General features: G+C 43.5%; 12 protein-coding genes. 9 read left to right on the top strand and 3 right to left on the bottom strand.

Annotation, left to right across the window (positions count from 1 at the left end):
• Nucleotides 1-6: 6 nt before the first annotated feature.
• The 3 genes from phoR to NHB35_RS08410 all read left to right on the top strand — a co-directional run bounded on the left by phoR (nucleotide 7) and on the right by NHB35_RS08410 (nucleotide 3784).
• Complete coding sequence (gene phoR, locus NHB35_RS08420; RefSeq protein ID WP_353431923.1) at nucleotides 7-1308, top strand: phosphate regulon sensor histidine kinase PhoR; 1302 nt, start codon at nucleotides 7-9, stop codon at nucleotides 1306-1308.
• Between the two features lie 257 nt (nucleotides 1309-1565).
• Entirely contained in the window at nucleotides 1566-2648 is a 1083-nt protein-coding gene (locus tag NHB35_RS08415) for a choloylglycine hydrolase family protein (RefSeq protein WP_353431922.1), read from the top strand.
• A gap of 173 nt (nucleotides 2649-2821) precedes the next feature.
• Complete coding sequence (locus NHB35_RS08410; RefSeq protein ID WP_353431921.1) at nucleotides 2822-3784, top strand: sodium-dependent bicarbonate transport family permease; 963 nt, start codon at nucleotides 2822-2824, stop codon at nucleotides 3782-3784.
• A 377-nt stretch (nucleotides 3785-4161) separates the two neighbouring features.
• Here NHB35_RS08410 and NHB35_RS08405 read toward each other — a convergent pair whose 3' ends face one another.
• On the bottom strand, nucleotides 4162-4626 hold the full coding sequence (locus NHB35_RS08405) for an Hsp20 family protein (RefSeq protein WP_353431920.1): 465 nt from the start codon (nucleotides 4624-4626) through the stop codon (nucleotides 4162-4164).
• Between the two features lie 225 nt (nucleotides 4627-4851).
• Between NHB35_RS08405 and NHB35_RS08400 the strand changes: the two genes are divergently transcribed.
• Both NHB35_RS08400 and htpG read left to right on the top strand, forming a co-directional pair.
• Nucleotides 4852-5010, top strand: coding sequence for a hypothetical protein (locus NHB35_RS08400; RefSeq protein ID WP_353431919.1), 159 nt, complete (start codon nucleotides 4852-4854; stop codon nucleotides 5008-5010).
• Nucleotides 5011-5095: 85 nt separating this feature from the next.
• Nucleotides 5096-6997 (top strand): molecular chaperone HtpG, encoded by a 1902-nt coding sequence (gene htpG, locus NHB35_RS08395; RefSeq protein ID WP_353431918.1) that lies wholly within the window; start codon nucleotides 5096-5098, stop codon nucleotides 6995-6997.
• 63 nt (nucleotides 6998-7060) lie between these two features.
• On the opposite strand, the gene NHB35_RS08390 is transcribed toward htpG, so the two are convergent.
• Both NHB35_RS08390 and NHB35_RS08385 read right to left on the bottom strand, forming a co-directional pair.
• Nucleotides 7061-7696, bottom strand: coding sequence for an NAD(P)H-dependent oxidoreductase (locus NHB35_RS08390; protein ID WP_353431917.1), 636 nt, complete (start codon nucleotides 7694-7696; stop codon nucleotides 7061-7063).
• Nucleotides 7697-7752: 56 nt separating this feature from the next.
• Nucleotides 7753-8667: a LysR family transcriptional regulator gene (locus NHB35_RS08385; RefSeq protein WP_353431916.1), complete on the bottom strand. Its 915-nt coding sequence runs from the start codon at nucleotides 8665-8667 to the stop codon at nucleotides 7753-7755.
• A gap of 130 nt (nucleotides 8668-8797) precedes the next feature.
• Here NHB35_RS08385 and NHB35_RS08380 point away from each other — a divergent pair, with 130 nt between their 5' ends.
• The 4 genes from NHB35_RS08380 (at nucleotide 8798) to NHB35_RS08365 (ending at nucleotide 12493) form a co-directional block, all read left to right on the top strand.
• The gene (locus NHB35_RS08380) at nucleotides 8798-9991 is read left to right on the top strand and encodes a CaiB/BaiF CoA-transferase family protein (protein WP_353431915.1); all 1194 of its coding nucleotides are present in this window, start codon (nucleotides 8798-8800) and stop codon (nucleotides 9989-9991) included.
• Nucleotides 9992-10006: 15 nt separating this feature from the next.
• Complete coding sequence (locus NHB35_RS08375) at nucleotides 10007-10933, top strand: hydroxymethylglutaryl-CoA lyase (protein WP_353431914.1); 927 nt, start codon at nucleotides 10007-10009, stop codon at nucleotides 10931-10933.
• 23 nt (nucleotides 10934-10956) lie between these two features.
• A complete protein-coding gene (locus tag NHB35_RS08370) occupies nucleotides 10957-11352 on the top strand; it encodes a VOC family protein (protein ID WP_353431913.1) in 396 nt (131 codons plus the stop codon).
• 85 nt (nucleotides 11353-11437) lie between these two features.
• Nucleotides 11438-12493, top strand: a complete 1056-nt coding sequence (locus NHB35_RS08365; RefSeq protein ID WP_353431912.1) for an alpha/beta fold hydrolase — start codon at nucleotides 11438-11440, stop codon at nucleotides 12491-12493.
• The last annotated feature ends 42 nt before the right edge of the window (nucleotides 12494-12535 follow it).

Genomic DNA, 12535 nt, shown 5'->3' with positions numbered 1-12535 from the left:
GATGGCATGTTGGCTGTAATTACCCGATACCTCACTATTTTGGCGGTTGCGATTCTATTCGCATGGCTTGCTAGTGGCTTTTGGGGGCAATACTCTGCTTTTGTAGCTGGCTTAGCTATTTTATCGGTACCTCTTATCTATGCCTACTTTAATTTGGCAAGACTTCAGAAGTTTATTTTGCTAAATCGCGTTGAGGCATTACCTGCTGCCAGCGGATTGTGGGGAGAAGTTTTCTCTCGCCTTGAAAGACTGGTTCGTAATATGAAGGGCCAAGTGCGCAATATTGAGAAGCAGCATGAACGCTTTATTCAGGCATTTCAGGCATCCCCTAACGGCATCATCATGCTCGATGATCAGGATCAAATTGAATGGTGCAATTCGATTGCTGAGCATTTCTTCGGTCTGAGCTTTAAGAGTGACGCCTTACAAAAAATCAATTTCCTTATTAGAAGACCAGAGTTTATTCGCTATTTAAATGACCGACTATTTGATGAGCCGCTGCTCATTGAGCAAATGGGACCATCAGCCAATTTATCTCTACTGCTGCAAGCTTTCCCATTTGCCGAGAATCGTCGTTTATTACTAGTTCAGGATGTAACAGACTTACGTAAGGCTGAGGCAATGCGTCGGGACTTCGTTGCTAATGTCTCTCATGAAATGCGCACTCCGCTGACCGTCATGATGGGATTTCTGGAGACTGTACAGACATTAGATTTAGAGGAGTCTCAAAAAGATCAATATCTTGAAATGATGATGACTCAAGCAAGGCGTATGAAAAACCTTGTAGAAGACTTATTGACTCTAGCAAACCTAGAAGCAAATACCTTGCCCGCACCAAATCAAAAAGTGCAAATGAGCACTATCTTTGCCTTATTAAAAAATGATGCAGAAGCTTTATCTCAGTCTAAGCATTCTTTGCAATTTACTGCAGATAAAGATCTCAATATTCTGGGCGATGAGCGGGAGTTGCTTTCGGCATTTGGCAACTTAGTATCTAATGCGGTTCGGTATACACCTGAAGGCGGAAAGATTGATGTCAGTTGGTCTGTTTCGGATCAGGACCAAGGAGTATTTGCAGTAAGAGATAGTGGCCCCGGAATTCCAGCTGAGCATTTGCCGCGCCTGACTGAGCGCTTTTATCGAGTTGATCGCAGTCGTTCTCGAGAAACTGGTGGTACCGGGCTTGGTTTGGCAATTGTTAAGCACATTGCAAATCGACATCAGGCGCAACTATTAATAGAGAGTGTTTCTGGAAGCGGCAGTACATTCAAGCTTGTATTTCCAAAGGACAGGTTGACAACCCCCTAATTAGTCCTGGATTCTAACAGTCGCCAATCAAGGTTGTTGAGCCTAGACTTTTAGATAAAGCTCCACTAGACTGAAATTGTTTGTTTTGCCTTTATCGGTCATTTGGTATTTTGCGCAATTAATCTACCGAAGCTTCGGATAAGGTAATTAATTCCGTATCAGTTACCCTGTTTGTTTTACTGGGAATCTTTGTCGCTTTTCAGGTCAAGTTCCCAGGGCATTCCAATTTGTAATTTCGTTTTTCGAGAGAGATCAATATGCATTCCTTAAAGAAGATTATTTTCTTGCCCATCCTTGCACTCACTTTCTTTTGTCAGGCAGTAGGGGCGTGCACCAGTTTTCAGTTAGTAGCAGCAGATGGCTCTCGTGTGTATGCGCGCACGATGGAGTTTCAGTTTCCCTTATATTCCGACGTCGTGATCATGCCCCGTAATTTTCATTTTGTGGCGACTGGCCCCAACAATCAGCCTGGAGCTTCTTGGAATGGTAAGTATGGCGTGGTAGGGATGAATGGTTTTGGTAAGCCACTCGTTATTGATGGTTTAAATGAGAAAGGTTTGGCGGGTGGAATTCTCTATTTTCCAGATCATGCCGTATATGCAAACCCTAAAGATGTAGATGCTAAGAAATCGATGGCCCCATGGGAATTTATGTCTTGGGCACTGATGAATTTTGCAAGTGTTGCACAGATTAAGTCAGCACTAAATGACGTATCGGTAATCAATATTGTGCAGCCAGATCTAAAAGTGGTACCACCGTTCCACTATGTCTTTCATGATGCATCAGGTGCTGTTTTAGTTGTAGAGCCAATTAAAGGAAAATTAGTTGCTTATGACAATCCTTATGGGGTGATGACAAACTCACCTCCATTTGATTGGCATGTAAATAACCTTGGTAATTATGTGAAGCTCAGTCCTGTGGAGCCTGATCCAATCAAAGTGTTTGGTCAATCCGTCAGCCCAATATCTACCGGAGCAGGTTTCTTGGGAATGCCTGGTGACAGCACTTCGCCTTCACGTTTCATTCGAGCTTTAGCGTATAGCTCTACCATTACGCCAGCAAAGAGTGCAGACCAAAATGTACGCTTAGCTGAGCATGTATTACACAATTTTGATATTCCGATTGGCTCTATTAGAACGCCCATTAATAAGAAGACCTTTATGGAATTAACGCAATGGAGTGTGATATCTGATTTGAAGAATATGCGCTTCTATTTTTCTACTTATGACTATCAGCCACTCAGAATGGTGGATTTAAATCGAACTAATTTTGATAAATCAGCGCCAACTTTTATTTCGCTAAAGAGCAAATATTCAATCGAAACACTCACCACTCAATAGAATGGGTGCGATAGGGCTCTTTAATTGATTCTTAGTCATACTTAGAAACCCCCAATTTGGGGGTTTCTGTTTATCAAGCGCCCGCTTATTTATTGGGTGATTGTTGCTTGCTTATTAGACCTATGCAGCGTGTGGCTAATGCAAGAATTCTAAAAATTCCCTAATATACAAGCATGAGCAATTTCCTAGATCCGGCAATCTTATTTTTTATATTTGGTGTATTTGCTGGTTTAGTGAAGTCAAATCTGGAGATACCGCAACCGATTGCTCGGTTCTTATCTCTCTACCTATTAATGGCCCTAGGTTTAAAAGGGGGCTTTGCTCTTCATAAATCGGGCTTTACCACTGAAATTGGCTTAGCTCTTGGCCTCGCAGTATTTTTGGCTATCTTAGTTCCCCTAATGGGTTATGCCATCTTAAGAAGTAGACTTAATAGTTTTGATGCCGCTGCAATCGCTGCGACTTATGGTTCGGTTAGTGCGGTTACCTTTATTACTGCTACGCAAGTATTGGGTCAATATGGTGTTGAATATGGTGGCCACATGGCAGCCGCAATGGCATTAATGGAGTCGCCTGCGATTATCTTGGCGATCTTATTGGCAAATAAAGCACGTGCTGAATCTTCTGGTATCAGCCAGTCTATTGGTTTGTCCAAAATTCTTCATGAGTCATTCACTGATGGTGCGCAACTGCTGTTACTTGGCTCAATGGTAGTTGGCCTTGTTAGTGGTGAGGCTGGTCAGAAGTTGATGGCGCCATTTTCAATTGATCTATTTAAGGGGATGCTAGCCTTCTTTTTATTGGATATGGGCTTAATGGCTGCAAAGAACTTTGAGGGATTAAAAGGCAAGCCACCTATTACTCTGTGCTACGCCATTCTGGCCCCGCTTATGCATGCTTCAATAGCGCTGGGTTTATGCAAGTTATTGGGCTTACCACTAGGGGATACAGTCTTATTGATGGTGCTTGCTGCTAGTGCCTCGTATATTGCAGTCCCAGCAGTCTTGCGGCATGCCTTGCCGGAAGTCAATCCCGCACTCTACATGGGTATGTCTTTAGGAATTACCTTTCCATTCAATATCATTTTAGGTATCCCGCTTTATATCTATATCGCTAAATTGACCTTTGCAAGCTAGGTCCTAAGGCTCAAGTTTTCTTAAATCTATCTATTAGCTCAATTGATTTAACTTCCGGCAATTCCTGAAAGACCCATTTCATTTCCGTGGTGAATGAGTCGACGCCATCCCAATGGACTATTGGAATGGTGAGAATAAGAGCAAGTAGAAAAAAGCCAATTAAGGAAATTTTTTTAATTCCCATTTTTCATTTGCTTAATTGAGTTAAGGCAGTCGGTGACGCTATGTTTAGGAAACTTCCCCACATTTGCTTTTTGTAAAGATTGAATGCAATCCGCAAGCGAATAGCGCAATCTAATAGGATTATTTGAGTTCATATGCTTTTCTCCAAAAGTAAATGCAAATGCCTACCCAGCAATTGCTGGGTAGGCACCCAGTTAAGCCGCTTCTTTAACTTCCTCAATGACTAGCTTGGAATTTCTGCCAATGAGAATCTTACGAGGCAACTTTTCCTCAGGAATAACGTTCTCCAGCTTAATGATGAGTAGCCCGTTTTCTATGTCTGCTGAGCGGACATTGACGGTTTCTGCAAGGGTAAAGTCATGACTAAAGTCACGGTTGGCTATTCCCTTGTGTAGGTACTCACCTTCTTGAGCGGCATTTACTTTGCCGGTTACGGTAAGTTTATTACCCTCGGCGGTAATGTCGATTTCATCGCTTTTAAAGCCGGCAACTGCGATCTCAATGGCGTAATCTCGCTCATTTTTTTTGATAATGTTGTATGGGGGGTAGCTTTGCGCCTTATTCAGAGATTCCCCTGAATTTAATTCCTCTATAGCGTTGATAAAGCGATCAAAGCCAACAGAGCTTAGTAATACATTTCTACCAAATGGATAAGACATCGTTTTCTCCTTAAATATAAGCAAGTTCACAAATTCCTGGACCCCGAAGGCATCTAGGTAAGCATTATTTAGGGATTACTTTTTTCAATTTCAAGGGGGTCTTGAAATTGAAATTTTTGCCAATATCTAAGGATCTGGGTGTCAAATCTCCCCAAAAATTTGGGGTTAATTAATACCCACTATTTTTTTGAGTAAGTTTGTTTTGAACATTAAATTGGAGAAAAAATGCTCGAAGTTGATCATTTAGAGCTCCAGGAAAATGCCCGGGAGCCAATAACAAGGCCTAAGTTAAAGCGCCTGATTCTCGAATATCTTCAAAAGCGTAACCGCAAAGAGATATTGGAAGACTTGCCTAGCGAAGATGCCCGTGTAGAGCTAGATTAGGGCTTACAAACCCCTTACTGGGGCTTGAAATCTGAAAAATAGCCCCTATATACAGGGAGTTATTGGGTTTTTATAGGATTCTGAAATGACTGTTGCAACTAAAGAAACGATGGGTTTCCAGGCGGAAGTCAAACAACTTCTGCAACTGATGATTCACTCTTTGTATTCCAATAAAGAGATCTTCCTACGCGAGCTGATTTCCAACGCATCAGACGCTGCTGATAAATTACGGTTTGAGGGCATCGCGCACCCCGATTGGTATAGTGACGATCCAGAACTCAAAATTAAGGTTGAGTTTGATAAAGCCGCTAGAACGATTTCAATCTCAGATAACGGCATTGGCATGAGTCGTGAAGAGGTTATTAGCAATCTCGGCACTATTGCCCGCTCGGGAACCAAAGAATTCTTTTCCAAACTTTCAGGTGATCATCAAAAAGATGCGGCATTAATTGGCCAATTCGGTGTTGGCTTTTACTCCGCTTTTATTGTTGCGGATCGCATTACCGTAGAAACTCGTCGTGCTGGATTACCTGCGGCCGATAGTGTTCGCTGGGAATCTGATGGCTCTGGCGAATTCACAATTGAGACTATTGATCGTTCGCAGCGTGGAACGACAATCACCTTGCATTTACGTGAAGGCGAAGATGATTTCCTCAATAGCTATAAGCTGAAATCGATTATTCGTAAGTACTCTGACCATATATCTTTGCCAATTCAGATGCGCAAAGAAGAGTGGGATGAGAAGAAGAAAGAGCAGGTTATTAGGGATGAGCTAGAAAGCATCAACCAATCTTCAGCTCTATGGGCGCGCAATAAGTCTGATATCACCGAAGAGCAATACAACGAGTTCTATAAACATCTGTCTCATGACTATGAGAATCCCCTTTGCTACTCCTTAAATCGAGTAGAGGGCAGAAACGAATTTACGCAATTACTCTTTGTGCCATCTCGTGCCCCATTTGATCTATGGGATCGCAATAAGCGTGGTGGCATTAAGTTATACGTAAAGCGTATTTTCATTATGGATGACGCTGAAAAACTCATGCCAATGTATCTCCGCTTTGTTACTGGTGTCATTGATTCAGCTGACTTGCCATTAAATGTATCTCGTGAGATTTTGCAAGAGTCGCGCGATATTAAAGTGATTCGTGAAAGCTCGACAAAGCGGGTATTGAGCATGCTCGAGGAGCTTGCTAATACCGATGATGAGGCGAAAAAAGAAAAATATCGCGCCTTCTGGACTCAATTTGGTCAGGTATTGAAAGAGGGCGTTGGCGAAGACCAGGCGAATCAAGAGCGCATTCTCAAACTCTTGCGCTTTGCAAGTACGCATACCGATTCTTCTGAGCAGACAGTATCGCTCGCTGAGTATGTTTCACGCATGAAAGAAGGTCAAGACAAGATCTATTACGTCACTGGTGAGTCTTTCAATGCTGCTAAGAATAGCCCTCACTTGGAAATATTCCGCAAGAAAGGCGTTGAGGTGCTTCTGCTTTCAGATCGCGTAGATGAGTGGATGTTGTCGTTCATCACCGAATTTGATGGCAAGCAATTAGCCTCTGTTGCCAAGGGTGGCTTAGATCTTGGCAGCCTGAGTGATGAAAAGGAAAAGAAAGAGCACGAAGAAACCGAGAAGCAATTCAAGGATTTGATTGAGCGCATGAAAAAAGTCCTTGAGGATAAGGCTAAAGATGTGCGAGTCACTTTCCGCTTAACAGACTCTCCTGCTTGCTTGATCGCGGATGAGAATGAGCTCTCGGGCAATTTATTGCGCATGCTAAAAGCTGCTGGACAGCAGGCGCCAGACATGAAGCCTATTCTGGAGATTAACCCAGAGCATCCACTGCTGTTAAAGCTTAAGAGTGATGACAAGCAGTTTGATGATTGGACTAATTTGCTATTTGATCAAGCACTCTTGGCCGAAGGTGGGCAATTAAATGACCCCGCCAGCTTTGTAAAGCGTATGAATCAATTACTACTGAAGTAATTTGTTAGTTTGCAAGCTAAAACGCCAACCCTAGGGTTGGCGTTTTACTTACTGCGTAATGCTTTATTTAATCCAGCTAATAAATTGATCGGCAGGACGTCGAACTTTCTTTAGATTCAAGAGCCAGTCCTCATCGGCTTTGCGATAGCCTAGTGGCAACATAACCACGCTACGAAGACCTTTAGCTTTTAGACCAAGAATCTCATCTAAAGCCTTGGGATCAAATCCTTCCATCGGAGTGGCATCAACCTCCAGCTCTGCTGCTGCAATCAAAGCAGTACCCAGTCCAATATAAGCTTGTTTAGCAGTATGCGTGAAGTTCACCTCTGGATCTCTGGCCGGATAATTTTTAAGTAGCATTTGACGGTAAGCAACGCCCGCATCATTTTTGAAGTTACGAACTTTCTCGGTCATATCAAATGCATCATTAATGCGCTGCTCAGTGTAGTGATCCCATGCTGCAAAAACGACTAGATGAGAGCAGTCCGTAATTTGGCTCTGATTGTTAGCAATTGCTTTAATTTTTTCACGAAGATCTTTGTTGGTAATCACAATCAGCTCATAGGGTTGAAGGCCGCTAGAGCTGGCTGTCAAGCGAATAGCCTCTAAAATCTGCCCTACTTTTTCTGTTGGGACCTCTTTAGTAGGATCCATTTTCTTGGTGGCATAGCGCCATTTCAGTTTATCTAAGAGACTCATTTTTCTTTGTCCTTTTGTCTTTTGTTATTGCATTTTTAAGATTGATAGATATTAGCTTAACTTTTTGATCTTTGAAGGAGGTGCTCAATGAGTAATATGCTAGCGGGAGATTGGCGTCCATTCTCTTTGGTAGCTAGGAGCAAGTTGCGTTTTGCCCAGCCATCTTCAAGACGTATCACCTTAAGATCCATGGCCTTAATTTGAGGTGCGCAAGCCTGTAGAGGCAGTATGCCTACACCCAGATTAACCGCGATCATTTGGCACATGGCATCGTAACTTCGAACCTGGATTCGTAGGCGCATTTGCTTGCTTAGGCGTTCTGCCTGTCTTGAAGTCAGTTCGAGTAGTGAGCTACCGCGATTGAGTCCAACAAAGTCGTAGTCCAAACATTCTTCAAAAGAGATGCTTTTGCGATTCTTGATTGGGTGTGATTTGCTGCAAACTACAACCAATTCGTCTTGGCCAATGATGTAGGTTTCCAACCCAGCTGTTGGTGTGCCATCCGCGAATACACCTACATCGGCAATGCCATCGAGTAATGCCTTGACAATATCACCGCTGATTTGTTCTTCTACTTCCACCTGAATATCAGGATGTGTTTTTAAGAACCCGGCGAGAGCGCTTGGCAAGAACTCAGTTAGCGCAGACATATTGGCCCACAAACGCACATGCCCTTTAATCCCCTTGGCGTACTCACCAAGTTCATTGCTAAATTGTTCAAAGCCTTGGAATAGTCGTAAGGCATGTTGCATGACTGCATGTCCAGCCTGAGTCAGGGTGACACCCTTAGCTGATCGATCAAGAAGCGCCAGCCCAACCGTCTCCTCTAGCTCAGAAATTCTTCTGCTGGCTGCTGAAAGAGCCAGGCTACATTCATTGGCGCCCTTGGTAATGCTGCCGGATTGTGCGATGGCGCAGAACAGCTTGAGAGTAACAAAGTCCACTCTAGCGGGGTTTATTTGGGGTTTCATGGGGATATTCTAGCAAGCCTTCGCAAAATGAGAAGGCTTGCTAGATAGATAGCAATTCCCAAAGGGGAAAACTAGGGTTATTTTTCTACCATTGAAAAAACCAAGATGCAAAAGAGCAGGGGAATCTCGTATGGAGCCACTAGCAGGATTAAAAGTGATTGAAATGGGTCAGTTGATCGCTGGTCCATTCGCCGCAAAAACCTTGGCAGATTTTGGTGCGGATGTAGTCAAGATTGAACCGCCAAAAGTGGGCGATGCATTACGTAAATGGCGCTTATTAAAAGATGGCACATCGGTTTGGTGGCAAGTGCAATCAAGAAATAAGCGCTCTCTCTCCTTAGATTTACGCCAAACGGATGCGCAAGACATCGTCAGAAAGCTCGCTACAGAAGCGGATATCTTGATTGAGAACTTTCGTCCTGGAACATTAGAGGGCTGGGGTCTGGATCCAGAAAAATTACTTGAGCTAAATCCAAAACTCATCATTCTACGAATTAGTGGATATGGTCAGACAGGTCCTTATAAAGACAAGCCTGGATTTGGTGTTGTAGCGGAAGCAATGGGTGGCCTAAGACATTTAACTGCTGAACCTGGAAGGGTTCCGGTACGAGTGGGTGTAAGTATTGGCGATACATTGGCATCACTGCATGGTGTTATCGGTATTTTGTTGGCGTTGCAAGAGCGCCATCGTAGTGGCAAGGGTCAAGTAATAGATGTTGCCTTATATGAGGCAGTTTTCAATTGCATGGAGAGTTTGCTACCTGAGTACAGTGCCTTCGGTGAAGTGAGACAAGCTGCTGGCAGTGCACTGCCAGGTATTGCGCCATCTAATGCTTATCAATGCTCAGATAGCGGCTATGTTTTGGTTGCTGGCAATGGCGATAGTATCTTTAAGCGTTTGATGAAGCTCATTGGACGTGATGATTTAGGTAACGATCCCGAGTTGGAAAATAATGACGGGCGCGTCAAACGAGTTCAAGAATTGGATCAAGCAATCGGTGCGTGGGCAAAATCAACTACGACTGATAAAGCACTTGAATTACTTGATTCAGCTGCTGTTCCTGCGGGGCGTATCTATACCGTGGCGGATATTGCTAATGACCCTCATTACCGAGCACGTGAGAATATTCAAAGCATTCAGATGCAGGACGGCAGTCATCTAGAAGTGCCTGGTGTTTTGCCAAAGTTATCGCGCACACCAGGGTCAATTAAGACCCTTGCACCAAGTATTGGTCAAAATACCGATGAGGTCTTAAAAGAAATCGGCTTGAATGACTCGCAAATTGCTTCCCTAAAAGAGCGCGGTGTTGCCTTTACACAATAAGAGAAGAAAAAGAACATGACCAGAATTTATTTCAATGACGTAGTCACTAGAGACGGATTTCAGATTGAGCCAAACTTTATTCCAACGGAAGATAAGGTGCGCTTGATTGATGCTATGAGTCAGTGTGGCTTCGCAAAAATAGAAGTGACTTCCTTTACATCTCCAAAGGCTATCCCGATGCTCAGAGATGCTGAAGAAGTCATGGGTAGGATCAAACGAGTTCCCGGCGTTGAATATACGGTCCTTGTACCCAATCTTCGTGGCGCAGAACGCGCTCTGGAATCTCGCGCAGACGAATTTAATCTAGTGATGTCCACATCAGAAACGCATAATCTCGCCAATTTGCGCATGACACGTGAGAAAAGTTTTGCTGGATTGGCAGAAGTAATTAAGTACGTGGATGGAAAAACACCAATTAATGTTTCATTATCAACCGCATTTGGCTGCCCTATGGAGGGTGATGTTCCGCAAGAGGTAGTAGAGCATTTTTGCCAACGATTTGCGGATCTAGGAGTTCGTGGGCTAACGATATGCGATACGACTGGTATGGCAAATCCGGCGCAGGTTACAAAAATGTCCGAGTCTTTGCAAAAGAAGTTCCCTCAATTGCAGATGACAATGCACTTTCATAATACGAGAGGTATGGGACTAGCCAATGTGCTGGCAGCAGTGCAGAGCGGCATCATTCGTTTTGACGGCTCACTTGGTGGCTTGGGTGGTTGTCCATATGCGCCAGGTGCTAGCGGCAATATCTCCAGTGAAGATGCCATTCATATGCTTGATGCTATGGGGTACGAGACGGGCATTAACATCCCTAAGTTGTTAGAGTTGGCTAGAGAGTTACCACAAATCGTTGGTCATACCGTACCGGGTCAAGTTGCTAAAGCAGGGCGTAGTTGCGATTTGCATCCTGCCCCAGAATATATAAATGATCTTAAGTAAGCAAAGAAAAATAAAGGGCTTATATGATTGATCACTTAGACCATTTGGTTTTAACAACGGCTAATGAGACAGCATGTATTGATTTTTATACACGTGTTCTCGGGATGAAGTTGGAATCATTTATTGGCGGTACCCCGCCAGTGGAACGCAAGGCATTTTTATTCGGTAATCAGAAAATTAATCTGCATACCAAGGGCAAGGAGTTTGAGCCTAAAGCAAATATCCCTACCCCTGGTTCATTGGACTTATGTTTTATAGCAGACCGAGCTCTAACTGAGGTAATCAATCATTTGGCACAAGAGAACTGGCCCATTATTGAAGGCCCAGTTATACGGACAGGTGCGACAGCAAAGATTAATTCTGTGTATGTCCGAGATCCAGATCAGAATCTTATAGAGATTAGTGAACTGATCGGGTAATTCCCTGAGTTTTTATAGCAGCTAAGAGTATCTCTAGGAATCTAGTGTAGAGTAGTTGAAATAAAAAAAGTATTTTGGAGACAATATGAAATTCATTTTTAAAGCTATTGGGCTTTCTGTTTTGAGCTTGCTCGTTTTTATTGGCTTTTCTCAGGCTTTCGCTGCGGGAAAGATCGAAATGAATGAGTACATGATTCAGAGCGATACACCAGGCATCTCCCTGTACGTGCGCAATAAACATTTGGCGGGAATGAAAAAATTCTCTCCAGAAAAAACTCTACTTTATGTGCATGGATCAACTTATCCAGCTGAAACAGCTTTTGATTTATCTCTGGGCGGCACTTCTTGGATGGAATATATCGCCGCTAGGGGTTATGACGTCTGGTTGGTCGATCTGCGTGGTTACAGCAAATCTACTCGTCCACCGGAAATGGATCAACCAGCAGATCAAAATCCGCCAATAGTGCGCACTGATGTTGCTGTTCGTGACGTTTCTAGCGCTGTTGATTACATTCTTGCTAAACGCAACATCAATAAACTTAATTTACTTGGTTGGTCTTGGGGTACAACCATTATGGGAAAATACACAACCCTTAATAATCAAAAAGTAAATAAGTTGGTTCTCTACGCCCCGCAATGGTTGCGTCAGGGTGGTGCACCATTGACTGACAAGGGCGGTCAATTAGGTGCCTATCGAGTGGCTTCTGTTGCTGACGCGAAAAATCGTTGGTTAACGGGGGTTCCTGAAAGTGCAAAAGCAAGCCTAATACCTGAAGGTTGGTTTGAGAAGTGGGCAGAAGCCACATTTGAGACTGACCCCTGGGGCAAAACACAAAATCCTAAAAAATTGCGTGCGCCAAACGGCACTGTTCAAGATGCGCGTGAGTTTTGGACTGCCGGTATTCCTGTTTACGATCCTAAAGAAATTCGTGTGCCAGTGATGTTGGTGCATGCTGAATGGGATGCAGACTTGCCAAGCTATATGATGTATGAGTACTACACAAAGCTAGAGAATGCGCCATACAAAATTATGCTGCAGATTAGCGAAGGCACCCATACCATCATTATGGAGAAAAACCGTATGCTAATGTTCGCGGGGGTCCAAGACTTTTTGGATAGTAATTTCAAGCCTGAGAAATAATAAAAGCCACCCTAGGGTGGCTTTTTAGTTACGAGGGCTGAA

Origin of the sequence: Polynucleobacter sp. MWH-UH23A, assembly GCF_040409805.1 — a bacterium.
In the GTDB taxonomy this organism is placed as follows: Bacteria; Pseudomonadota; Gammaproteobacteria; order Burkholderiales; family Burkholderiaceae; genus Polynucleobacter.
Note: the sequence above shows the minus strand (reverse complement) of the source record. Positions and strands in the feature narration are given on the sequence as shown.